Origin of the sequence: Streptomyces sp. NPDC004539 (assembly GCF_040610055.1) — a bacterium.
In the GTDB taxonomy this organism is placed as follows: domain Bacteria; phylum Actinomycetota; class Actinomycetes; order Streptomycetales; family Streptomycetaceae; genus Streptomyces.
The window spans coordinates 443,568-464,608 of record NZ_JBEXLS010000006.1 but is presented as its reverse complement, the minus strand read 5'-3'; the positions used below and the strand labels follow the sequence as shown (position 1 = coordinate 464,608).

Below are 21,041 nucleotides of genomic sequence, written 5' to 3'. Positions count from 1 at the left end.
TAACCATGACGCGCGAAATTGCGCGCCAGGTTACGGCCCATGACCCCGAGGCCGGTCACGCCGATCGATGCGGAAGCGCTCATGTGCTGTACCTGCCCTATCGAATGCGACTCATCGCGGCACAGGCGTGCCGCCCGTGAGGTGCTCGTACGTCCGGTGAGCCCCCTCAGAAGCCTAAACAGCATCGATGATCGGATCTATGCCCCGCATCTCGATCAATTGGTCCGCTATCGCCTCCGCCAGGGCAGCGTCTGCTCCTGTTCGCCGGTCTCGTCGATGCGGTGGAGCGCCGCGTTGATGGCCTCGCCGATCTCCGCGAGCTGGGTGACCTGGTCCGGTGTGAGGGCGTCGAAGACCGCCTGGCGGACCGCCTCTACGTGGCCGGGGGCGACCTCCTCCAGGAGGCGCATACCTTCGGGGGTGAGGGCGGCGAGCTGGTTGCGGCGGTTGCTCGGGCAGTCGCGGCGGTCGACGTAACCGGCCTCCTGGAGGCGGGTGACGGCGTGGGTGAGGCGGCTGCGGGTGATCCTGAGGCGTTCGGCCAGCTCGGACATGGTGAGCTGGTGGTCGGGGGCCGAGGAGAGGAACGCCAGCAGGACGTAGTCCGCGTGGGCCATGCCCGCGTCGCGGCGCAGCTGGCGGTTGAGGTGGTCGGCGAGGTGGGTGGAGAACTCGACGTAGGCGAGCCACGCCCGTCGTTCCTCGGGGTCCAGCCAGCGGGGCGTCGCATCCATGGGCGTGATGGTAATCGGCCGCCTTCCCGTCACCTGCGACGACCGGTCCCGTTCACCCGAGGACGAGGGGCAGGCGGGTGGCCGTCTCTCCCAGTGCGGACCGTTCGGAGTGGGTGGGCGTACGCCGCCCGGTGCCGATCAGCAGCGTGTCCGTGTCGGAGAGGGACGCCGGGAACGGTGTTCCGGCGATCCGCTCCAGCATCTCCCGGGTCCGGGCGAGTCCTTCGGCGGGCGGCCCGTCGGCGCCGGGGAGGTGGGCGACGAGGTCGAGGTGGTGCAGGGTCCACTCCAGGACGTACGCGCCGAGGTAGTCGTGAGCGGTGAGGACCATGTCCTGGGTGGCGACCCGGAGTTCGGGCGGGGCCAGGGCGGCGGCGCGGCCGGCGGCCGAGCCGACGTCGTCCAGGTGGAACTTGAGCAGCGCCGGGTCCTCGTAGGCGGCGGCCAGCCGGACGGTCAGCGCGTCGAGCGGGTCGTCGCCGGTCGGCGGGGTGCCGCTGACGTGCCAGTAGGTGACCGCGTCCCGGGTCGGCTCGGTGTCGGCCGGTGTGGCGAGGGTGATCAGCACGTCCTGCGCGTCGATCACGAGGTGGCAGACCAGGTCGCGGACGAGCCATCCCGTGCACCCGGAGGGGCGTGCGAAGTCCTCGTCGGGGAGCCCTGCGACGGCCGTCCGCAGCGCCGCCCACGTGTGGGTGAAGAGGTCCATCCGGGCACGCTACTTCAGCGGCATGACCTTCCGGTACGCGACGACGGCGACGGCCGCGACCGCGACGTGCATCAGCAGCAGGGCCACGACGCCGGTCACCCCGCCGTCGCCGAACAGCAGGAAGTCGGGGACGAACGACACGACGACGAGCGTCGGGACGAGCTTGCGGACGAGCGCCTCGGGGTCGTTCGCCCGCGCCCGCACAGCGGCCCAGCCGAGCGCGCCGACGACGAGGCCGACGGTCGTCAGGAAGATGTACGAGGACGCCTTGAGGGGCTGGAAGTCGTCGGGGGCGCCGATGCCGTGGGCGGCGAGGGCGATGACCGCGTTAATGGCCGAGGCGGCGACGATCGCGCCGAGCACTCCCCCCGCGACGACGAGCGGGCCTCGGCGGACGGCGACGGCTTCGGTGGTGACGGACACGAGGGCTCCCGGGGACGACGATAGACGTTTGAACTCTCAAGCGAGAGCCAGTCTCCCGGTATTCGTTTGAAACTTCAACCCACTGTCGGTTCTCCGGCGCCGGGCGGCAGGTTGAGCGGGGTCACGACCTGGATCGCGGACGGCGGCACCGGCCCGTCGTCCGGCAGGGCGCCCTGGGCGCGCATGACGGCCTGGCAGGCGCGGCGCATGTCCTGGTGGAGGTCGTGGTGGAGGACGGCGGAGAGGCGACGGGCCCGCAGGAGGCGGGAGTTGTCGTGGTCCAGGTCGTGCGCGACGAACACCGCGCACCGCCTGCCGAGGGCGTCGAACGCGTCGAGGGTGGCGAGGTTGCCGCCGCCCATCGAGTAGACAGCGACGATGTCCTCGTCGCGGCGCAGCGCCTCCAGGACCAGGTCGCGCTGGGTGGCGTCGAGTCCGTCGCTGTCGGTGACCTCGACGAGGGCGCGGCGGGGTGCCGCGAGCCTCATCTCGCTGCGGAAGCCCATCTCGCGCTCCTCCTCGCCCCGGAAGGAGGCCCGGCTGATGGTCGTGAGGACGTTTCCGGGGCGGTCGCCGAGCCACTGCTGGAGGAGGTAGGCGGCCGTGGCTCCGGCGGCCCGGTTGTCGATGCCGACATAGGCGGCGCGGGCGCTGCCGGGCAGGTCGGTGACCAGGGTGACGACCGGAATCCCGGCCTCGGCGAGCCGTCCGACGGCAGCCACGACTTCGGGGGCGTCCGGGGCCTTGAGGATCACGCCCTGCGTGCCGCGTCGCGCGATCCGGTCGAGGGCGGCGGCGAGTTCGGCGGCCGTGCCGGTCTCGCGGAAGTGGAAACGGGAGCGGACGACCGCCGGGTACAGCGACGGCAGCTCCGCCTCCAGGGCCTCGCGGACGGCCGTCGAGAACCGTTCCGGGGCCTGCATGACGATGTCCAGCATGAACGTACGGCTGCCGATGCGGACCTGGTCGCGCTGGCGGTCCAGGTCCTCGATCGCCGCGTGCACCTCTCGGACGGTGCTCTCGCGGACGTTGCCCCGGCCGTTCAGGACGCGGTCGACCGTGGCGGTGCTCAGCCCGGCCTGGCGGGCGATCTCCCTGATGGGGTAGGGGTGGCGCATGAGGTGTCCCGGACGTCGATGATGGACTTTTGATTCATTGTCGGGCATTGCCTGATGGATTGACGCCCTCAAGACTGGCGGAAAGGCAAGCACGGCGAAAGGACCCTTATGTCCCCCCAGGCCACCTGGCTGACCGAGGCCGACTGCGACCTCGACGCGTTCCGCTCGCTCGTCGAGCGCGACACCGACACCGCCGCGTACCCCTCCGCCGCCGGTGTCGAGAGCAACGTCCTGCTGTACGACGCGGAGGGGCTGCGCGGGCTCACCGGGGCCGGACGGCGCGCGGTCCAGGGCGAGTTGGTGCGGGCGCTGCTGGACGGGCCCGGGATCGTCGTCCTGAAGGGCGCCTTTCCCGACCACGCGATCGTGGACCGGGCCTCCGACGCGTTCCGTGCGCTGATCGAGGAGGAGCGGGCGGGTGGGAGTGCGCGGGGTGATCACTTCGCGAAGCCCGGTGCGAACGACCGGGTGTGGAACGCGCTGGACAAGCTGGCGCTGCGGGAGCCGGAGGTGTTCGCCGACTACTACGCGAACGAGGTGCTGGCGTTGGTCGCCGGGGCCTGGCTCGGGCCGGGGTATCAGGTGACCTCGCAGGTCAATGTCGTCAATCCGGGTGGGGCGGCGCAGAGTGTGCACCGCGACTACCACCTCGGGTTCCTCGCGCAGGAGCGGGCGGCGGGGTATCCGGCTCATGTCCATCGGCTCTCGCCGGTGCTGACCCTCCAGGGGGCGGTGGCGCACTGCGACATGCCGGTGGAGTCCGGGCCGACGCTCTATCTCCCCCACTCGCAGAAGTTCGAGCCGGGGTATCTGGCCTGGCGGCTCCCGGAGTTCGTGGAGTACTTCGAGGCCCGGCACGTCCAGCTTCCGCTGGTCAAGGGGGACGCCGTCTTCTTCAACCCGGCGCTCTTCCACGCCGCCGGCCACAACCGGTCCGCGGACATCCGCCGGATGGCCAACCTCCTTCAGATCTCCTCGCCGTTCGGGCGGGCGATGGAGTCGGTGGACCGCGAGGCCATGGCGAACGCCCTCTTCCCCGTCCTGCTGCGCCGCCGTTCCGAGGGTGTCTCCGAGGACTGGCTGCGGCGGGTCGTCGCCGCGACCGCCGAGGGGTACCCCTTCCCGACCAACCTCGACCTCGACCCGCCGGTGGCGGGCCTGGCCCCGCCGTCCCAGGCGGACACGCTGTGGGAGGCGGTCGTGGAGGGGTGGCGGGGGGATCGGCTGCGGAAGGAGCTGCGGGCGGGGGCGGAGAGGCGGTTGAGCTGAGGGGTGGGGTGGGCGGGGCGGGGCGACCGGTCGCCGGGGTGGCGGTTCGGTGGGCTGGTGGTCGAGTGGCTGAGCCACTTGGCCAGTCGGCCACTCACCCACCCGTCCACTCCCCCGCCACCACCCTCCCCCGAGCCTCCCCGAACCCGATCCGCCCCCCGCCGACCCCCGGCGCGCTGGCCCGAATCACCACCTCGTCCCCGTCCTCCAGGAACGTCCGCACCTCCCCCGCGACAGTCACCGGCTCCGCCCCGCCCCACGTCAGCTCGATGAACGCCCCACGCTCCCCCTTCGACGGCCCGGAGACCGTGCCGGAGGCGAAGAGGTCGCCGGTGCGGGTGGGCGCCCCGTTCACGGTGAGGTGCGCCAGCATCTGCGCCGGAGACCAGTACATCGCGGAGTACGGCGGCCGGGAGACGACCTCCCCGTTCCACTCGATCTCCAGGCCGACATCGAGCCCCCAGGGCTCGTCCAGCGCGAGGTAGGGAAGGACGGCCGGCTCCTGGACCGGCGTGGGCACCTTCGCCCCGGTCAGCGCGAGCAGCGGCACGACCCACGCCGAGACCGTCGAGGCGAAGGACTTGCCGAGGTTGGGCCCGAGAGGGACGTACTCCCACGCCTGGATGTCACGCGCGGACCAGTCGTTGAAGAGGACCACGCCGAAGAGGTGGGACTCGGCGTCCGCGACGGGGATCGGCTCACCCATGGGATTGCCGGTGCCCACCACGAAACCCAGCTCCGCCTCGATGTCCAGCCGCACCGACGGCCCGAAGACGGGCGCCGGATCACCGGGCGCCTTGCGCTGCCCGTGGGGCCGTACGACGTCCGTCCCGGAGACGACGATCGAGGCGGAGCGGCCGTGGTAACCGACCGGCAGATGCTTCCAGTTGGGCAGGAGCGGCTCGGGGTTGTCGGGCCGGAAGAGCCGGCCGAGGTTGGCCGCGTGATGCTCGGAGGCGAAGAAGTCGACGTAGTCGGCGACCTCGAAGGGAAGGTGGAGAGTGACGTCCGCGAGGGGGTGGACGGCCTCGGGAGGGACGTCCCCGGCGAGCGCGTCGGTGAGCGCCGCGCGGACAGCCGCCCAGCGTTCGTGCCCCTGCGCCATGAACGGATTGAGCGAGGGCGCCGCGAAGACGTCGTCGCCGAGGAGCAGCGCGAGGTCGACGACGTGGTCGCCGTACCGGGTGGCGACGCGGGGCGCGGTGCCGGGGCGGGAGTAGACGCCGTAGGGCAGGTTGGCGGACCCGAAGAGGGAGTCGTCCGGTACGGAGAGCCGCATGACGGACCTTTCTGCCGGCGTCACGCGGACCGGCCCGCGTGATCACCGCACGCTAGGTCGCGCCCCGGGGGTCGTCAAGGCGGCCCCACGGAGACCAACACTGCTCACATGATCGATTTGCCGCTCATTTGAGCGCACTCCACGATGGAGGAGCACTGTTCCAGCATCCATGGAAACGGAAGGGGTGGTCCCATGCCCCAGCACATCCGCCTGTACTACCGGGACCCGATGAACGGCCGCGTCCCGTGCAACCTCAACTGGGCCGCCATCACGAGCAACTCCGTCGTCAACGTGACGGCCTGCGAGTACGTACCCGATCGCAGCGACCCGAACGGCGGCTTCGCCGGCTCCGACCGCAAGCGGTTCATCGGCTCGGCCGACGTGTGGGTCACCAACATCGCCCCGCACGGGTCCCCGTGGGACCCGAACCAGGGCGTCGGCTGGGTCGTCCACGTCGCCTGGGACGAGCCGATCTACATCTGCGTGGACATCACCGTCTACGACGAGGGCCCGGTCGAGATCCAGACCTAGGCCAGTTCGAACGACCGCTTCGCGAATCCCATCATGAAGCCGTCGACGGCGGTGCGGACGGCCCCCTGCGGGTCGTCCGCGCTGCCGAGCGTGACGAAGATCGGCAGGAAGTGGTCCGGGGTGGGGTGGGCGTACGGCATGCCGGGCGCGCGGGTGGCGTACGCGGCGAGTTCGTCGACGTCGCCCCGGTCGAGGGCCTCGGCGGCCCAGTGGTCGAAGTCGGCGGACCAGGCGGGGACGGTGCCCTCGATCATCTCGCGGGTGATGAACGGCAGGCCGTGCGTCATGAATCCCGAGCCGATGACGAGCGTGCCCTCCGCGCGCAGTCCGGCGAGCCGGCGGCCGATGTCCATCAGCTTCGCCGGGTCGTGGGTCGGCAGGGAGAGTTGCAGGACGGGGATGTCGGCGAGGGGGTACATCGCCATCAGCGGCACCCACGCGCCGTGGTCCAGGCCCCGCTTCGTGTGCTGGTGGAGCGGTTCGCCGTCGGGCATGGTCGCGGCGATCCGGTGGGCCAGCGCGGTCGCGTCCGGGGTGTCGTACCGCATCCGGTAGTAGCGGGGGTGGAAGCCGCCGAAGTCGTACACGAGCGGGGTGTGGGCGGCGGAGGCGGTGATCGCGAGGGGGGCGTTCTCCCAGTGCGCGGAGACGATCAGGATCGACTTGGGCTTCGGGAGGCGCTGCGCCCACGTGAACAGCTCCCTCAGCCAGGGGCCGTCGTCGAAGAGGGGCGGCGCGCCGTGGCTGAGGTAGAGCGCGGGCAGGGGGCCGTCGGCGGGGGTCCACTCACGCTGCGCACGGGCCCCGGCCAGCGCCTCGGGGAGGAAGGCGTCGTACGCACCGGCGGGTATGGCGGGGTTGAGGACGGAGGACATGAAGGGCCTTTCTAAGAGGAGAAGGAGAGGGAGGGCTTCGGGGTACGACGGCGGCGGCCTGACGACGCTTCAGGGCGCGATGGCCGACTCCCCGATCCCGGTCGCCCCCGCCATGCCCCCGGGCCGCACCGCCTCGTTCACCCGCCGCCCCGCCTCCCGCAGATTCCGCTGCTGAGCCTTCGTCAGCGGCCCGAACACCAGCCGCCGCACCTCCGCGACATGCCCCGGCGCGGTGGCGACGACCTTGTCCCAGCCACTGTCGGTGAGGACGGCGAGGGTGCAGCGCCCGTCGCCGGGGTCGGTCGTCCGCCGTACCCAGCCCTGTCGTTCGAGGCGTTTGACGGTGTGGGAGAGGCGGGAGAGGGAGCCGACGGCGAAGTCGGCGAGGACGCTCATGCGCAGGGTGCGGCCGGGGGACATCGACAGCCCGGCGAGGACCTGGTACTCGAAGTGGCTGATCCCGGCGTCGCGCTGCAACTGGGTGTCGAGGGCGCCCGGGAGCTGGGTCATCAGCCCGACCAGCGCCGTCCAGGTCTCCTGCTCCTCGGCGTCCAGCCAGGGCGTGTCGTCTGCGCTCATGACCCCAGCTTAACTTGAAGGGTCAAGTGACTTCACTTGACCCTTCACGTCACAGGACCCCACCCACCGGCAGCAGCGCCCGCACCCGCCACCCCGCCTCCCCCGGCCCCGCCGACAGCTCCCCGCCCAGCGCCCCGACCCGCTCCCGCAGCCCCACCAGCCCGAACCCCCCGCCCCGCGCCTCGTCCGGGAGCCGTACCCCGCCGCGCCCGTCGTCGGTGACGCTGACCTCCAGCGCCGCCCCCGCGAGCCGCAGCCCGACGACGACCTCCCCGGCGTCCCCCGCGTGCCGCCGCACGTTCGTCAGGGACTCCTGGACGACCCGGTAGGCGGCGGCCTGGATCTCGTGCGGCAGATCGTCGCGCACGGCGCCGTCCCGGCGCAGGACGACCCTCGGACCGGCGAACCCGGCGGTCAGCTCCCTGATCCCGGCGAGATCGCCGACCGGCCGGTGCGCGACGGGGTCGTTCTCGCGCAGGACGCCGACCGTGCGCCGCATCGACGCGAGCGCCTCGGTGGCGGCGTCCTGGATGCCGCCGAGGACGGGGTCGAGCCTCGTGCGGTCGCCGGCCGCCATCATGCGGGCCATCTGCGTCTGGACGAGGATGCCGGTCACGTGATGCGCCACGAAGTCGTGGAGGTCGGCCGCGATCGCCACGCGTTCCTCGCGGCGCGTCTCGGCGAGGGCGGCGGCCCGCCGGAAGTCCAGGAACCGCAGATACCCGGCGAACCCGGCGGTGAGGCCGGCCAGCAGCACGCCGGCCACCAGATACACCGGCCCCTCGTCCCCCGACCACGGCGTACGGAAGTACCGGGCGGGCGTCGCGAGCAGCGCCCCCGCGTCCAGCGCCGCGCAGAGCACGGCCCAGCGCGCCGGGGCGTGGCGTACCGCGAGGTACAGCAGGCACAGCAGCAGCGCGATCTCGCCGGGGCCGAAGGGGACGACCCGGTGCCGGAGCAGCGCTGTCGCCGTGTAGAGCAGGGACAGCAGCGCGGGGACGGCCGTACGCAGTTCGGTGGTGAGCCGGGGCGGGCGGGAGGCGGCGGGCCAGAGGGTGGCGGTGAGGCCGGTGGCCAGGACCAGGGCGGGCAGCGGGAGAGCGGCGCCGACCGCGCGGACGATCGCGAGGTCGAGGAAGGCCGCCGCGAGCAGGGCGCCGACCGCGAAGCCCCGGACGGTGGTTCTCATGGCGCTCACCGTAGCGGGGGTGAACTGGTACTTTCCGAGTCCGCGAACGCGTTGGGAGACCGTCTGTGCCGGACAGCAGGTTCGTCGGCGGCGCCGTCGCCGGAGCGGCCGTCGTCCTCGTCGTCGGGGTGTTCGGCTCGCGCGCCCTCTCGACCACCGAGTCGACCACGGGGCTGGACTCGTTCGACACGGTCATGGTCGACGGGCGCAAGGCCCTCGCGCCGAACATCGTCGCCGGTCGGACGCAGAGCCTGTACCACCCGCTGCCGTGGGTGGGCCTGCGGGTCCATGACGTGCGGTGCCCGGGGCCGCTCCTCGCGGTCGCCGGGACGCGGATGACGTGCACCGGGCGCCGGGGCGACGGGACGGTGGTCGACATCCCGGTCACCGTCGTCAACGCGACGGACTCCCACATCACCTGGAAGTTCCACCGTTGAGCGCCTCGGTCGCTCCCGACGACAAAGCGTGACGTCGCCCGTTAGTCTCCGAGTGGTCCGCCACCTGGACCGATAATCGAGTGGGACGCAGGCGCACAGCTCACCAGGAGGACTCGCCATGAGGATGCTGATCAACGTTCCGGAGACCGTGGTCACCGACGCGTTGCGGGGAATGGCCGCCGCCCATCCCGAGCTGGTCGTGGACGTGGAGAACCGGGTGATCGTGCGGCGGGACGCGCCGGTCGCCGGAAAGGTGGCGCTGGTGTCGGGCGGCGGCTCGGGGCACGAGCCGCTGCACGGCGGTTTCGTGGGGCCGGGGATGCTGTCGGCGGCGTGTCCGGGCGAGGTCTTCACGTCCCCGGTGCCGGATCAGATGGTGCGGGCGGCGGCGGCCGTGGACAGCGGGGCGGGGGTGCTGTTCATCGTGAAGAACTACACGGGGGACGTCCTCAACTTCGACATGGCGGCCGAACTCGCCGAGGACGAGGGCATCCAGGTCGCGAAGGTCCTCGTCAACGACGACGTGGCGGTCACCGACAGCCTCTACACGGCGGGCCGGCGCGGTACCGGCGCGACCCTGTTCGTGGAGAAGATCGCGGGCGCGGCGGCGGACGAGGGGCAGCCGCTGGAGCGCGTCGAGGCGATCGCCCGGCAGGTGAACGAGAACTCCCGCAGCTTCGGCGTCGCGCTGAGCGCCTGCACCACCCCCGCCAAGGGCTCCCCGACCTTCGACCTGCCGGCGGGCGAGCTGGAGCTCGGCATCGGCATCCACGGCGAACCGGGCCGCGAGCGGCGGGCGATGATGACGTCCGGGGAGATCGCCGACTTCGCGGTGAACGCGATCCTGGAGGACATGAACCCCCGCAACCCGGTCCTCGTCCTGGTCAACGGGATGGGGTCGACGCCGCTCCTGGAGCTGTACGGCTTCAACGCCGAGGTGCAGCGCGTCCTGGGGCAGCGCGGGGTCTCGGTCGCGCACACGCTGGTCGGCAACTACGTCACCTCGCTGGACATGGCGGGCGCGTCCGTCACGCTGTGCCAGATCGACGAGGAGCTGCTGCGGCTGTGGAAAGCGCCGGTCAGTACGGCCGGGCTGCGCTGGGGCATGTGAGGAGCCGTCATGCTGGACGCCGATTTCTTCCGTCGCTGGCTGACGACGGCCGCCGCCTCCGTCGACCGTGAGGCCGACCGGCTCACCGAGCTGGACTCGCCCATCGGGGACGCCGATCACGGCGCCAACCTGCGGCGCGGGTTCACGGCGGTGACGGCCGTCCTGGAGAAGGAGGAGCCCGCGACGCCGCGCGCCGTCCTCCAGCTCGCCGGGCGGCAGCTCATCTCGACCGTCGGCGGGGCGTCGGGGCCGCTGTACGGAACGCTGCTGCGCGGTACCGGCAAGGCGCTCGGGGACGCGCCCGAGGTGAGCGAGGCCGAGTTCGCGGCGGCGCTCAGGGCGGGTGTGCAGGCCGTGATGCAGCTCGGCGGGGCCGCGCCGGGCGACAAGACGATGATCGACGCGCTGCTGCCGGCCGTGGAGGCGCTGGACGCCGGGTTCGCGGCGGCGCGGGTCGCGGCCGAGCAGGGGGCGGAGGCGACCGTGCCGCTCCAGGCGCGCAAGGGGCGCGCGAGTTATCTCGGCGAGCGCAGTGTGGGGCATCAGGACCCGGGGGCGACCTCGGCGGCGCTGCTGATCGCGGCGCTCGAAGCGGCTCGGGGAGCCGACAGCCAAGGGGAGGACAGCAGTTCATGAGCGAGCGGAAACTCGTCGGGATCGTCCTGGTCTCGCACAGCGGTGCCGTCGCCGAGTCCGTCGCGGACCTGGCGCGCGGTCTGGTCGGTGACGGCACGGACGTGCCGGTGGCCGCCGCCGGGGGGACCGAGGACGGCGGGTTCGGGACCAGCGCCGGCCTGATCGCGCGGGCCGCCGCCGAGGTCGACCGGGGCGCGGGGGTCGCGGTCCTCGCCGATCTGGGGAGCGCCGTCCTGACCGTCAAGGCGCTGCTGGAGGACGACGAACTCCCGCACGACATCCGGCTGCTGGACGCGCCCTTCGTCGAGGGGGCGATCGCGGCGGCGGTGACGGCGGCGACCGGCGCGGATCTGACGGCCGTGGAGGCGGCGGCCGGGGAGGCGTACGCGTACCGCAAGGTGTAATTCGGTGGGCCGGCGGGGGTTGCGCGCACGATCATGGGTGGAACCCGCCGGCCCCCGAGAGAGAGTCCGCCATGCCTGTGCTCCCCGACCCGGACACGCTGCACCCGATGCCCGGCCAGCCGCGCGTCGTCCTGCTCAAACCGCTGGTGACGTCCCCGTTGATCGAGGTCGGGGAATTCTCGTACTACGACGACCCGGACGACGCGACGGCCTTCGAGACGCGGAACGTGCTGTACCACTACGGCCCGGAGCGCCTCGTCATCGGCCGGTTCTGCGCCTTCGCGACGGGCGTCCGCTTCATCATGAACGGCGCCAACCACCGCCAGGACGGCCCCTCCACGTTCCCGTTCCCGACGATGGGCGGCGCCTGGGCCGACCATTTCGACCTGCTGACCGGGCTGCCGAACCGGGGTGACACGGTCGTCGGCAACGACGTGTGGCTCGGGCACGGCGTGACCGTGATGCCCGGGGTGCGGATCGGGCACGGCGCGATCGTCGCGACCGGCTCCGTCGTCACCTCCGACGTCCCCGACTACGGCATCGTCGGCGGCAACCCGGCCCGCCTGATCCGTACCCGGTTCAGCGAGACAGACGTGGCCCGGCTGCTGGCGCTGGCCTGGTGGGACTGGCCGCTGGAGCACCTCACCGCGCACGTCCGGACGGTCATGTCGGGGAGTGTGGACGACCTGGAGGCGGCGGCGCCGTAATCCGGATGCGGGACGGCACACGACCGCACTAAGGTCGGTCCCATGTACGGCTTCCTTCAGCTCTACGGCTGACACGACCCCTCACAGCGCCCCGCGCGATGCCGCCGGGCCGCGCTCCGTCGTGTCCTCAGCAAGTCTCCGTAGACCTGAAACGAGTGTGATCGTCCATGTCCCGTCGCCGTGCCCATGTCGCGATGGTCGGCATCCCCGCCGTCAGTCACGTCCTGCCCAGCCTCGACGTGATCCGTGAGCTGGTCGCCCGCGGCCACCGCGTGACCTACGCGAACGACCCCGCCGTCGCCCACCTCGTCGAGCCGACCGGCGCCGAGCTGGTCCCGTACACCTCCGTCCTCCCGGTCGCCGACAACGACTGGCCCGAGGACACGGTCGGCGCGATGTCCGTGTTCCTGGACGACGCGATCCAGGCCCTCCCGCAACTGCGCGCCGCCTACGACGATGACCCGGCCGACCTCTACCTGTACGACATCGGCGCGTACGCGGCCCGCGCCCTCGCCGAGTCCCAGCACCGCCCCCTGATGCAGCTGTCCCCGACGTTCGTGGCCTGGGAGGGGTACGACACGGAGGTCGCCGCGCACATCTGGGAGCTGCCGGGAGCGGACGCGTACCGGGCGCGGTTCGACGCGTGGCTCAAGGAGTGCGGGGCGTCCACGCCCACCATGGAGGAGTTCGCGGGCCGTCCGGCGCACACGGTCGCGACGATCACGCGGGCGATGCAGCCGCAGGCGGACCGGGTCGACACGTCCACCGTCACGTTCGTGGGGCCCTGCTTCGACCCGGCCGAGGAGGAGTGGGCGCGTCCGGCGCACGCGGAGAACGTCCTCCTCGTCTCCCTCGGCTCGGCGTTCACCCGGCAGCCCGAGTTCTACCGGCAGTGCCTCGCGGCCTTCGGTGACCTGCCGGGCTGGCACGTCGTCCTCCAGATCGGGAAGTACACCGACCCGGCCGTCCTCGGGGAGATCCCGGCGAACGTCGAGGTCCACTCGTGGGTGGCGCAGCGCGCGATCCTGGAGCGGGCCGACGCGTTCGTCACCCACGCGGGCATGGGCGGCTGCGGCGAGTGCCTCCTCGCCGGGGTCCCGATGATCGCCGTGCCGCAGGGCGCCGAGCAGTTCATGAACGCGGACCGCCTGGTGGAGCTGGGGATCGCGCGCCGCCTCGACACGGCGGACGCGACGGCTCAGGCGCTTCGCGGCGCCCTGCTGGAGCTGACCGGCGACCCGGAGGTGGCCCGCAGGTCGGCGGAGCTGCGGGCGACGGCCCGCTCGGAGGGAGGAACGAGCCGCGCGGCCGATCTCGTGGAGGAGCTGCTCTAGTTCCGCACGAACAGCTTCGCCAGCCTCTCCCCCATCGCCACCGCCTCCTCCTCGTCCTCGATCGGCTTGACCCGTGAGTCCTTGAAGACGATGTAGGTGACGCCCGAGGCCACGCCCCCGCCGCGCGGGTCGGCCGGAATCCCGAGGGCCTTGGCGGTGGCGTAGGAGGCTTCGCCGATGATGTCGTCGGGTCCGGTGTCGCCGACCACGGCGTACTGGACCCGGCCCCGGTAGATCACGGCGGCGACGGACCCGGCGTGCACGCCGCTGTCCCGGTGGTTCCAGACGGCGCTCTTCATCGGGACGACGATGTAGGGCAGCGTCTCGGCGCTGAGCTGGCGTCCGTCGGACTGCTGGAAGGCGGTGGTCGGCGCGAACAGGGGGTCGGCGTCCCGGTTGCAGTGGCGGCCGGGGCGCCCGTCGCAGTCGATGTCCATGTCGGCCTTCCAGAAGACGGCGTCGCGGGTCCCGCAGACGGGGACGGTGCGCGGCGCCCCGTCGTCGAGGCGGTACCTGCCGCGTGAGACGGGGTCGCAGTCGCGCACCTTGGCCAGCAGGTCCGCCGCCTCGACGGGGCCGTCCGGGGTGGGGAGGCCGAACGCCTGGGGGACGGCGGGCGAGGTGGGGGCCAGCAGGGCGAGGCAGGCGGCGGCGAGTGTCAACGACTGGGGACGCACGTAGAGAAACCCTCTCCGCGGGGGGACTTTGACGGACACTCAGGTCAATCTGGTGCCGGTCCGTCCCTTCGGCCACCTCAAGGGGGCCGTACGGTGCACGCGGTCTGACGGTCCGACAGGGGGCGGGGGCCGGCGCCGTCCTCGGCACCGGCCTCCCGGCCGCCCACGCCGGCGCGGGATCAGCGACGACAGCGGTCCGCGCCACCGGCTCGAACTCACGGATTCCGATGGAGAGTTCGGCCGTCGAGGAACTCAGCATACGGAAGCCCTCCGGCGGTCCGGCGCGGGGTGGCGCGTTGGGCCGTACGAAGGAATCCGTCACCTGCCCGGCGGCTGCCGGGGTGCGGGCGGCGCCGGGGGCGTCTTGGCTTCGTCTGAGGCAGCACGGCCGTACCCGATCCCCGGCGGAGTAACCGCCGACCGTGCCGCCGGGAGGGCATCCGATGCGCACACTTCAGTTTCTCGTCGGCACCGGGGCGACCGCGGCGGCCGTCGCGCTGGCCGCGGGACCGGCGTTCGCCGCCGGGATCTCGGTGAGTACGACGGGGTCGACGGTCTCGGTGGTGACCAGCACCTGCACGACCCAGGTGAGCGGCAGCTACGGCACCGCCTCCCTGCTGACCAGCAGCCAGACGAGCTTCGGCCAGGGCCGCCAGGTGGCGCTGTCGGGGACGACGGTGAGCCAGTCGGCGGCGTGGACGAGCGTCAGCGTCGGCACCTACACGGTGATGGTCCGCTGCGCCGACGGCCGTAACGCCGGTTCCCAGACGATCATCGTGTCGGCCGCGTCGTCCCCCACCGCCTCGTCGACCACGGCCCCCACGCGAGGGGTCCTCGGCGGGCTCGGGGGCGGGATCGAGGACTACGGGACGGTGACCCTGGCGGCGGGCGGGGCGCTGACCGGGCTGGGGGTGCTGGCGGCGGGCTGGTTCCTGCGGCGGCGCAGGCGGCCGTACCGGCTCTGAGTCAGGGGTTTTCCTCGGCGGGGAGTTCGGCGAGGGCCTGGGTGAGCCAGCTCGTCCAGAACGTCTCCAGTTCGATTCCGGCGCGCAGGACCAGGTGTTGCAGCCTGGCCTGCGCGCTGTCGTCGTCCCCGGACGGGAAGTCGCGGGCCTCGATCTCCTCGTACTCGGCCAACTGGCGCCGGTGCAGGTCGAGATGGCGGGTGAGGTCGGCGGCGAGGCCGGCGGTGCCGACGACGGCGGCGGCGCGCAGGCGCAGGAGGGTGGCGTCGCGGTGGGGTTTGGGGTCCTGGGGTCCGGCGGTCCAGCGGGCGAGTTCGGCGCGGCCGTCGGGGAGGACCTCGTAGGACTTCTTCTGGCCGCGGGCGGGGGCTTCGGAGGGGAGGGTGCGGATGTGGCCCTCCGCCTCCAGTTTCCCCAGCTCGCGGTAGATCTGCTGGTGCGTGGCCGACCAGAAGTATCCGATCGACCGGTCGAACCGGCGGGTCAGCTCCAGCCCCGAGGACGGCTTTTCGAGCAGGGCGGTGAGGATCGCGTGCGGGAGTGACATGCGGTCATCCTAGGGAGGGGGTCACAGCGCCGCCGCGATCTCCGTGCCCTGTTTGATGGCCCGTTTCGCGTCCAGCTCGGCGGCGACGTCCGCGCCTCCGATCAGGTGCGGGGTGCGGCCCGCCGCCAGCAGCGCGTCGTACAGGTCGCGGCGGGGTTCCTGGCCGGTGCACAGGACGACGGTGTCGACCTCCAGGACGGTGCTGTGGCCGTCGACCGTGATGTGCAGGCCCGTGTCGTCGACGCGGTCGTAGGTGGCGCCGGGGGTCATGGTGACGCCTCGGTGCTTGAGTTCGGTGCGGTGAATCCAGCCGGTGGTCTTGCCGAGGCCGGCGCCGACCTTGGTGGTCTTGCGCTGGAGCAGGTGGACCGTGCGCGGCGGGGTGGGGCGGTGGGGGGCGGTGAGGCCGCCGGGGGTGGTGTGGCCGGGGTCGACGCCCCAGGCGCGGAAGTAGGCCGCCGGGTTCTCGTGGGCCTTGTCGCCGCTGTCGGTGAGGTGTTCGGCGACGTCGAAGCCGATGCCGCCGGCGCCGAGGATCGCGACCCGGTCGCCGACGGGGGCGTCGTCGCGCAGGACGTCGAGGTAGCCGAGGACGCTGGGGTGGTCGACGCCGTCGAGGTCGGGGACGCGGGGGACGACTCCGGTGGCGACCACGATCTCGTCGTAACCGGTCAAGTCGTCCGCCTCGATACGGGTGTTGAGCCGGAGGTCGACCTGATGCACCGTCAACTGGTGGCGGTAGTAGCGGATCGTCTCGTCGAACTCCTGCTTGCCGGGGACCTTGCGGGCGATGTTGAGCTGGCCGCCGATGTCGGTCGCGGCGTCGAACAAGGTGACGTGGTGGCCGCGTTGGGCTGCCGTGACCGCGCAGGCCAGTCCGGCGGGGCCCGCGCCGACGACCGCGACGCGTTTGCGCAGGCGGGTCAGGGACAGGGTCAGTTCGGTCTCGTGGCAGGCGCGGGGGTTGACCAGGCAGGAGGTGATCTTCCCGCTGAACGTGTGGTCCAGGCACGCCTGGTTGCAGCCGATGCAGGTGTTGATGGCCTCGGGGGTGCCGGCGGCGGCCTTGTTGACGAACTCGGGGTCGGCGAGCATCGGGCGGGCCATGGAGACCATGTCGGCGACGCCCTCGGCGAGCAACTCCTCGGCGAGTTCGGGGGTGTTGATGCGGTTGGTGGTGACGAGGGGCACCGTCACCTCGCCCATGAGCTTCTTCGTGACGAACGTGTACGCGCCGCGCGGCACCGACGTCGCGATGGTCGGGATGCGGGCCTCGTGCCAGCCGATGCCGGTGTTGATGAGGGTGGCGCCGGCCGCCTCGACGGCCTTGGCGAGGGTGACGACCTCGTCGAAGGTGGAGCCGCCGGGGACGAGGTCGAGCATGGAGAGCCGGTAGATCAGGATGAAGTCCTCGCCGACGGCCTCGCGGACGCGCCGGACGATCTCGACGGGGAACCGCATGCGGTTCTCGTAGGTGCCGCCCCACTCGTCGGTGCGGTGGTTGGTGGGGGCGGCCACGAACTCGTTGATCAGGTAGCCCTCGGAGCCCATGATCTCGACGCCGTCGTATCCGGCGGCGCGGGCGAGGCGGGCGGTGCGGACGTAGTCGTCGATGGTCCGCTCGACCTCGGCGGCGGTCAGTTCGCGGGGCGCGTGGGGGCTGATCGGGGCTTTCACCGCGCTGGGGGCGACGAGGTCGGCGTGGTAGGCATACCGGCCGAAGTGCAGGATCTGGAGGGCGATCCGGCCCCCTTCGGCGTGTACGGCGTCGGTGACCGCCCGGTGCCGGTCCGCCTCTTCGTCGGTGGTGAGCTTGGCGCCTCCCGGGTACGGGCGTCCCTCGTCGTTGGGGGCGATGCCGCCGGTGACGATGAGGCCCACTCCCCCGCGCGCCCGTTCCGCGTAGAAGGCGGCCATCCGCTCGAAGCCGCGCTCGGCCTCCTCCAGGCCGACGTGCATCGAGCCCATGAGGACGCGGTTGGGCAGCGTGGTGAAACCCAGGTCGAGCGGGCTCAGCAGATGCGGGTAGCGGCTCATGGCGCCCTCCTTCGGAGTGTGTGCCCTTCCGTTGTAGAGGGCCGGACGCCATTATGCAACTAGTTGCAAAACTCCGCGGGACTCAGCCTGGGGCTCAGCCCCGGGCCACCCGCCCGTGCCCCGCCCAGGTCCGGGACGCCGCCGCCGCGACCCGGCGGACGTCGGCCCCGAGCCGCACGGTGTCGATGTGTCCGCGCCGGCCGGCGACGGAGAGCGCGGCGACGAGGCGCCCGGCGCGGTCCAGGACCGGGGCGGCGACGCAGCTGAGGCCGGGGCGGCTCTCCTCGTCGTCGTAGGCGATGCCGTCGCACCGGACACGGTCGAGTTCGGCGCAGAGGTCGGCGGGGTCGGCGATCGTGCGCGTGGTGAAACGGTGCAGCGGGGCCGAGGTCGCCTGGGCGGCGGCCTCCGCGTCGTACGCGAGCATCACCTTGCCGACGGCCGTCGCGTGCGCGGGGAGCCGGCCGCCGACGCGGGAGGGGACGGGGGCGGGGCGGTGGCCGTAGAGCTTGGCGAGGTAGACGACGTCCGTGCCGTGCAGGACGGCGAGGTGGGAGGTGTGGCGGGTGAGTTCGTAGAGGTCCGTCAGGTGCGGGAGGAGGAGGTCGTGGACGTGTTCGTGGTCGGGGGCGTAGACCGAGCGGCCGAGCTGGTGCAGGCGCTCGCCGAGGCGGTAGTCGGTGCCGACGCGCTCCACCACGCCGTTGCGCTCCAGGGTGCCCAGCAGGCGGAACGCGGTGGACTTGCTGAGCTGCGCCCGGCGCGCGAGTTCGCTCACGCCGACGCCGCTGCTGCCCCGGTCGCCGAAGGCGGTGAGGAGGCTGATGGCCTTGTCGACGGCGGCCCGGTCGTCACGGACCTCGGGAGCGGTGGTCATGGCGTTTCACCCCGGCTTCGAGGGATGGCGTCAATTTCATTGCACCATTCGGAAAGCTTTACGTGACAAGCATGGGCAGGCGGCCTCCCGTCCGTCAACATTGACGACATGCACATTAAAAGTGACGCCCTGCATCACGAGAACGAGCTGGTCGCCCGGAATGTCCGCCGTTTCCGGCTGGAGCGGGCCATGTCGCTCGGGGAACTCGCCCGCCGCTCGGGGCTGTCGAAGCAGACGCTCTCCAAGATCGAGCAGGGTTCCGGCAATCCGACCGTCGAGACCCTCTCCCTGCTGGGCGCGGCGCTCGACGTCCCGGCCCGCAGACTCCTCACCGAGTGGGGCACCCCCGTCTACGTCCAGCGCCACGACGAGGGCGAGTGGGCGGCCTCCGGGAACTGGTCCGAGCGCCTCCTCGACGAGGTGTACGGCTCGGGGTACGTCCGCACCCTCGTCCTGCGCCTGGAGCGTGCGGCGGGCCAGCCCGAGCCCATCGCCCCGCACGCCCCGGGCACCCTGCACCACGTCTACGTCATCACCGGCAAGCTGCGCACCGGGCCGCTCACCGAGCCGGTCGACCTGGCCGCCGGGGACTTCGCGCGCTTCCCCGGCGACATCCCGCACCGGCACGTCTGCCTGACGGACCGGGTCGTCGCGCACATGGTGACGACGCTTCCTCAGGTACGGCAGATCAGCGCGACGGTCATCAAGGGCGGGCCGACGGTCGGCTGACGCCGTGCCGTCACCCCAGTCCCTGCAACCGCCAGATCTGGTTCCGCTTGTTCGGCAGCGCGCTCGCGGCGTCGCACGTCCACTGGTGGACCTTCGCGCCCGCCGCGGTGGACACGCCGCTCACGTCGACGCACTTCCCGCTGTGCACGGCGACCAGCTGGCGGTCCTTGGCGTTGCCGAGCGCGCTCACGGGGTTCAGGGTGAACATCTGGTTCGTGCCGCCGTTGCAGGCGTACTGCTGGACGGCCGCGCCGTCGGCGGTCGACGCGTTCGCGACGTCCAGGCACTTCCCGCTCAGCTCGTTGACGACGGTGTACGTGTTCGCGCGTCCGGTGACCGGCTTGAGGTCCAGCATCTGCTGGTAGCCGCCCTCGCAGGGGTACTGCTGGTACTGCGTGCCGTCGGCGGTGGAGAGGTTCGTGTCGTCGAGGCACTGTCCGCTGTGCTGGACGACGGCGGTGGTCGACACCGTCGCATTGGACGGCGGCAGCAGGGTCACGGTGTATCCGTCGGCCGCGTCGGTCCACGGCACGGTCACGGACGCCGTGTTGCCGCTGACGGTGAGCTGCTGGTCGGAGACGGTGACGGGACCGGTGACCGCGCCGCCCCCGTTGTTCGGGACGCGCTGGACGACCGCGCGCACGCGCCCGTTCTCGACGACGGACGTGGTGTCGAGGCGGCCGAGGCTCACGGTGACGTTCCCCGTGTTGCCGTTGCTGCCGAGCAGGATCTTCGCGTTGCGGGCGCCGTTGTCCTTGGTGGCGAGGGCGTCGGTGTTGGTGCCGGGCGTGACCTTGACGATGTTGCCGGTCTGTGAGCCGTAGTAGCGGTAGAGGAACCACTCCCCCAGCGGCAGGTACTGGCTCCCGGACTTCGTCAGCAGCCTGGCCGCGAAGTCGTGCAGGTTCGCGCCGCCCGCCCAGTTGGCGCGCAGCCCGTCCGCGCCGGCCCGCTCCAGACGGGAGATGTACCAGCCGCCGCGTCCGGGGGTCTGCTCGTTGCTGCCCGCGTACTCGTTGACCTGGAAGGGGCGGCTCGTCGTCAGCGCGCGGGCGTTGAGCTTGGCCCTGAGGGAGTCGCCGTCGGCGACGGGGTCGCCGGGAAGGTCGTGCCAGCTGTAGACGTCGGGCTGGACGTTGTTGGCCTTCACGTAGTCCAGGTACGTGTTCCACCAGGTGTTGCCGGAGGTCGGCCGGCCGCAGGTGCTCGCGCCGACGACGACGGCGCCGGGGATCGCCGTACGGATCTTCTGGTAGGCCCGTTTCCACATCTCCAGGTACTGGGGCTGGCCCGAGCCCCAGAAGAGATTGCAGTCGGGTTCGTTCCAGATGTCCCACTGCATGTCGGTGGCGCCGGCGGCCTTCACGTCGGCGAGGAGGCGGGTGTAGAAGGCGTCGAAGTCGGACCAGTCGCCGCCGTCGCCGGGGAATCTGGGGGTGGTGGTGCCGTCGGCGCCCCAGATGTCGTGCGGGAGGATGACGAAGGTGCCGCCGAGGGACTTGGTGCGGCGGTACTGGGCGAGGGTGGCGTTCCAGCGGCGGTCGTACTTGCCGGCCACCCAGCCGCCGGGGCTGTCGAGCTGGGCGCCGCCGGCCCGCTCGAACTTCCACTTGATGTCCTTGTAGAAGTGGTCCTGCGGGAGGGTGCCGTTCTCGGTCATGCCGTAGAGGGTTCCGGAGGCGTGGTAGGTGGGGGCACCGCCTGCGGTGGCGAAGTCGACGGTGACGGTGGTGTCGGCGGCCTGGGCGGGGGCGGTGGGGAGTGCGAGGGCGAGGAGGGCGGCTAGTGCGGTGGTGATGAGGGGGGTGCGGGGCACGTGCATGACGGGTCTCCTTCCATCGGATGTCATGGGCATGCCAGACAGGTACGCCGAG

Annotated in this window: 24 protein-coding genes; 10 read left to right on the top strand and 14 right to left on the bottom strand. The window is 72.0% G+C overall.

What is annotated here, in order from left to right:
- The 5 genes from ABZX85_RS16305 to ABZX85_RS16285 form a co-directional block, all read right to left on the bottom strand.
- Positions 1-83, bottom strand: an 83-nt coding sequence (locus ABZX85_RS16305) for an NAD(P)-binding domain-containing protein (RefSeq protein WP_355867953.1), incomplete at its 3' end; no start/stop codon positions are given.
- Positions 84-227: 144 nt separating this feature from the next.
- Entirely contained in the window at positions 228-734 is a 507-nt protein-coding gene (locus tag ABZX85_RS16300; protein WP_355867891.1) for a MarR family transcriptional regulator, read from the bottom strand.
- Between the two features lie 52 nt (positions 735-786).
- Positions 787-1,443 (bottom strand): maleylpyruvate isomerase N-terminal domain-containing protein, encoded by a 657-nt coding sequence (locus ABZX85_RS16295; RefSeq protein WP_355867888.1) that lies wholly within the window; start codon positions 1,441-1,443, stop codon positions 787-789.
- Positions 1,444-1,452: 9 nt separating this feature from the next.
- Positions 1,453-1,866 (bottom strand): DUF6069 family protein, encoded by a 414-nt coding sequence (locus ABZX85_RS16290; protein WP_355867886.1) that lies wholly within the window; start codon positions 1,864-1,866, stop codon positions 1,453-1,455.
- Positions 1,867-1,940: 74 nt separating this feature from the next.
- Positions 1,941-2,984 (bottom strand): LacI family DNA-binding transcriptional regulator, encoded by a 1,044-nt coding sequence (locus ABZX85_RS16285; RefSeq protein WP_355867883.1) that lies wholly within the window; start codon positions 2,982-2,984, stop codon positions 1,941-1,943.
- A gap of 108 nt (positions 2,985-3,092) precedes the next feature.
- On the opposite strand from ABZX85_RS16285, the gene ABZX85_RS16280 reads away from it, so the two are divergent.
- Positions 3,093-4,253 (top strand): phytanoyl-CoA dioxygenase family protein, encoded by a 1,161-nt coding sequence (locus tag ABZX85_RS16280; RefSeq protein WP_355867880.1) that lies wholly within the window; start codon positions 3,093-3,095, stop codon positions 4,251-4,253.
- Positions 4,254-4,347: 94 nt separating this feature from the next.
- Here the strand turns inward: ABZX85_RS16280 and fahA are convergent, their stop codons facing one another.
- Positions 4,348-5,532, bottom strand: a complete 1,185-nt coding sequence (gene fahA, locus ABZX85_RS16275; RefSeq protein ID WP_355867877.1) for a fumarylacetoacetase — start codon at positions 5,530-5,532, stop codon at positions 4,348-4,350.
- 192 nt (positions 5,533-5,724) lie between these two features.
- Here fahA and ABZX85_RS16270 point away from each other — a divergent pair, with 192 nt between their 5' ends.
- Complete coding sequence (locus ABZX85_RS16270; protein ID WP_355867874.1) at positions 5,725-6,063, top strand: hypothetical protein; 339 nt, start codon at positions 5,725-5,727, stop codon at positions 6,061-6,063.
- On the opposite strand, the gene ABZX85_RS16265 is transcribed toward ABZX85_RS16270, so the two are convergent.
- From ABZX85_RS16265 to ABZX85_RS16255, 3 genes are all read right to left on the bottom strand, one after another.
- Positions 6,060-6,827, bottom strand: coding sequence for a class III extradiol ring-cleavage dioxygenase (locus ABZX85_RS16265; protein WP_355867950.1), 768 nt, complete (start codon positions 6,825-6,827; stop codon positions 6,060-6,062). The two genes, ABZX85_RS16270 and ABZX85_RS16265, sit on opposite strands and share 4 nt — an antisense overlap.
- A 180-nt stretch (positions 6,828-7,007) precedes the next feature.
- Positions 7,008-7,517, bottom strand: coding sequence for a MarR family transcriptional regulator (locus ABZX85_RS16260; RefSeq protein WP_355867871.1), 510 nt, complete (start codon positions 7,515-7,517; stop codon positions 7,008-7,010).
- Between the two features lie 49 nt (positions 7,518-7,566).
- Entirely contained in the window at positions 7,567-8,706 is a 1,140-nt protein-coding gene (locus ABZX85_RS16255; protein ID WP_355867868.1) for a histidine kinase, read from the bottom strand.
- Between the two features lie 65 nt (positions 8,707-8,771).
- On the opposite strand from ABZX85_RS16255, the gene ABZX85_RS16250 reads away from it, so the two are divergent.
- From ABZX85_RS16250 to ABZX85_RS16225, 6 genes are all read left to right on the top strand, one after another.
- The gene (locus tag ABZX85_RS16250; protein ID WP_355867866.1) at positions 8,772-9,143 is read left to right on the top strand and encodes a DUF4333 domain-containing protein; all 372 of its coding nucleotides are present in this window, start codon (positions 8,772-8,774) and stop codon (positions 9,141-9,143) included.
- A gap of 118 nt (positions 9,144-9,261) precedes the next feature.
- Positions 9,262-10,254, top strand: coding sequence for a dihydroxyacetone kinase subunit DhaK (dhaK, locus tag ABZX85_RS16245; protein WP_355867864.1), 993 nt, complete (start codon positions 9,262-9,264; stop codon positions 10,252-10,254).
- Positions 10,255-10,263: 9 nt separating this feature from the next.
- The gene (gene dhaL / locus ABZX85_RS16240) at positions 10,264-10,890 is read left to right on the top strand and encodes a dihydroxyacetone kinase subunit DhaL (protein WP_355867861.1); all 627 of its coding nucleotides are present in this window, start codon (positions 10,264-10,266) and stop codon (positions 10,888-10,890) included.
- On the top strand, positions 10,887-11,294 hold the full coding sequence (gene dhaM, locus ABZX85_RS16235; RefSeq protein ID WP_355867859.1) for a dihydroxyacetone kinase phosphoryl donor subunit DhaM: 408 nt from the start codon (positions 10,887-10,889) through the stop codon (positions 11,292-11,294). Before dhaL ends, dhaM begins: the two co-directional genes overlap by 4 nt.
- A 71-nt stretch (positions 11,295-11,365) precedes the next feature.
- A complete protein-coding gene (locus ABZX85_RS16230) occupies positions 11,366-12,001 on the top strand; it encodes a CatB-related O-acetyltransferase (RefSeq protein WP_355867856.1) in 636 nt (211 codons plus the stop codon).
- A 167-nt stretch (positions 12,002-12,168) separates the two neighbouring features.
- Entirely contained in the window at positions 12,169-13,335 is a 1,167-nt protein-coding gene (locus ABZX85_RS16225; RefSeq protein WP_355867853.1) for a macrolide family glycosyltransferase, read from the top strand.
- On the opposite strand, the gene ABZX85_RS16220 is transcribed toward ABZX85_RS16225, so the two are convergent.
- Positions 13,332-14,012, bottom strand: coding sequence for a glycoside hydrolase family 75 protein (locus ABZX85_RS16220; RefSeq protein WP_355867850.1), 681 nt, complete (start codon positions 14,010-14,012; stop codon positions 13,332-13,334). The two genes, ABZX85_RS16225 and ABZX85_RS16220, sit on opposite strands and share 4 nt — an antisense overlap.
- A gap of 443 nt (positions 14,013-14,455) precedes the next feature.
- On the opposite strand from ABZX85_RS16220, the gene ABZX85_RS16215 reads away from it, so the two are divergent.
- Positions 14,456-14,977: a hypothetical protein gene (locus ABZX85_RS16215; protein ID WP_355867847.1), complete on the top strand. Its 522-nt coding sequence runs from the start codon at positions 14,456-14,458 to the stop codon at positions 14,975-14,977.
- 1 nt (position 14,978) lies between these two features.
- On the opposite strand, the gene ABZX85_RS16210 is transcribed toward ABZX85_RS16215, so the two are convergent.
- The 3 genes from ABZX85_RS16210 to ABZX85_RS16200 form a co-directional block, all read right to left on the bottom strand.
- A complete protein-coding gene (locus ABZX85_RS16210; RefSeq protein WP_355867844.1) occupies positions 14,979-15,524 on the bottom strand; it encodes a helix-turn-helix transcriptional regulator in 546 nt (181 codons plus the stop codon).
- Between the two features lie 21 nt (positions 15,525-15,545).
- Positions 15,546-17,561, bottom strand: coding sequence for an NADPH-dependent 2,4-dienoyl-CoA reductase (locus tag ABZX85_RS16205; protein WP_355867841.1), 2,016 nt, complete (start codon positions 17,559-17,561; stop codon positions 15,546-15,548).
- 94 nt (positions 17,562-17,655) lie between these two features.
- Positions 17,656-18,438 carry an IclR family transcriptional regulator gene (locus ABZX85_RS16200; RefSeq protein WP_355867838.1) on the bottom strand — a complete coding sequence of 261 codons (783 nt, stop codon included), beginning with the start codon at positions 18,436-18,438 and terminating at the stop codon, positions 17,656-17,658.
- A gap of 108 nt (positions 18,439-18,546) precedes the next feature.
- Between ABZX85_RS16200 and ABZX85_RS16195 the strand changes: the two genes are divergently transcribed.
- Complete coding sequence (locus ABZX85_RS16195; RefSeq protein WP_355867835.1) at positions 18,547-19,167, top strand: XRE family transcriptional regulator; 621 nt, start codon at positions 18,547-18,549, stop codon at positions 19,165-19,167.
- Between the two features lie 10 nt (positions 19,168-19,177).
- On the opposite strand, the gene ABZX85_RS16190 is transcribed toward ABZX85_RS16195, so the two are convergent.
- On the bottom strand, positions 19,178-20,989 hold the full coding sequence (locus ABZX85_RS16190; protein WP_355867832.1) for an RICIN domain-containing protein: 1,812 nt from the start codon (positions 20,987-20,989) through the stop codon (positions 19,178-19,180).
- Between the last annotated feature and the right edge of the window lie 52 nt (positions 20,990-21,041).

What these genes read in the sequence shown, in the direction of transcription:
- ABZX85_RS16195 (WP_355867835.1), top strand. Translation starts at nt 18,547, where the DNA reads ATGCACATTAAAAGTGACGCCCTGCATCACGAGAACGAGCTGGTCGCC.
- ABZX85_RS16205 (WP_355867841.1), bottom strand. Translation starts at nt 17,561, where the DNA reads ATGAGCCGCTACCCGCATCTGCTGAGCCCGCTCGACCTGGGTTTCACC.
- dhaM (WP_355867859.1), top strand. Translation starts at nt 10,887, where the DNA reads ATGAGCGAGCGGAAACTCGTCGGGATCGTCCTGGTCTCGCACAGCGGT.
- ABZX85_RS16190 (WP_355867832.1), bottom strand. Translation starts at nt 20,989, where the DNA reads ATGCACGTGCCCCGCACCCCCCTCATCACCACCGCACTAGCCGCCCTC.
- dhaL (WP_355867861.1), top strand. Translation starts at nt 10,264, where the DNA reads ATGCTGGACGCCGATTTCTTCCGTCGCTGGCTGACGACGGCCGCCGCC.
- ABZX85_RS16255 (WP_355867868.1), bottom strand. Translation starts at nt 8,706, where the DNA reads ATGAGAACCACCGTCCGGGGCTTCGCGGTCGGCGCCCTGCTCGCGGCG.
- ABZX85_RS16215 (WP_355867847.1), top strand. Translation starts at nt 14,456, where the DNA reads ATGCGCACACTTCAGTTTCTCGTCGGCACCGGGGCGACCGCGGCGGCC.
- ABZX85_RS16270 (WP_355867874.1), top strand. Translation starts at nt 5,725, where the DNA reads ATGCCCCAGCACATCCGCCTGTACTACCGGGACCCGATGAACGGCCGC.
- ABZX85_RS16230 (WP_355867856.1), top strand. Translation starts at nt 11,366, where the DNA reads ATGCCTGTGCTCCCCGACCCGGACACGCTGCACCCGATGCCCGGCCAG.
- ABZX85_RS16200 (WP_355867838.1), bottom strand. Translation starts at nt 18,438, where the DNA reads ATGACCACCGCTCCCGAGGTCCGTGACGACCGGGCCGCCGTCGACAAG.
- ABZX85_RS16285 (WP_355867883.1), bottom strand. Translation starts at nt 2,984, where the DNA reads ATGCGCCACCCCTACCCCATCAGGGAGATCGCCCGCCAGGCCGGGCTG.
- ABZX85_RS16260 (WP_355867871.1), bottom strand. Translation starts at nt 7,517, where the DNA reads ATGAGCGCAGACGACACGCCCTGGCTGGACGCCGAGGAGCAGGAGACC.
- fahA (WP_355867877.1), bottom strand. Translation starts at nt 5,532, where the DNA reads ATGCGGCTCTCCGTACCGGACGACTCCCTCTTCGGGTCCGCCAACCTG.
- ABZX85_RS16225 (WP_355867853.1), top strand. Translation starts at nt 12,169, where the DNA reads ATGTCCCGTCGCCGTGCCCATGTCGCGATGGTCGGCATCCCCGCCGTC.
- ABZX85_RS16300 (WP_355867891.1), bottom strand. Translation starts at nt 734, where the DNA reads ATGGATGCGACGCCCCGCTGGCTGGACCCCGAGGAACGACGGGCGTGG.
- ABZX85_RS16295 (WP_355867888.1), bottom strand. Translation starts at nt 1,443, where the DNA reads ATGGACCTCTTCACCCACACGTGGGCGGCGCTGCGGACGGCCGTCGCA.
- dhaK (WP_355867864.1), top strand. Translation starts at nt 9,262, where the DNA reads ATGAGGATGCTGATCAACGTTCCGGAGACCGTGGTCACCGACGCGTTG.
- ABZX85_RS16210 (WP_355867844.1), bottom strand. Translation starts at nt 15,524, where the DNA reads ATGTCACTCCCGCACGCGATCCTCACCGCCCTGCTCGAAAAGCCGTCC.
- ABZX85_RS16280 (WP_355867880.1), top strand. Translation starts at nt 3,093, where the DNA reads ATGTCCCCCCAGGCCACCTGGCTGACCGAGGCCGACTGCGACCTCGAC.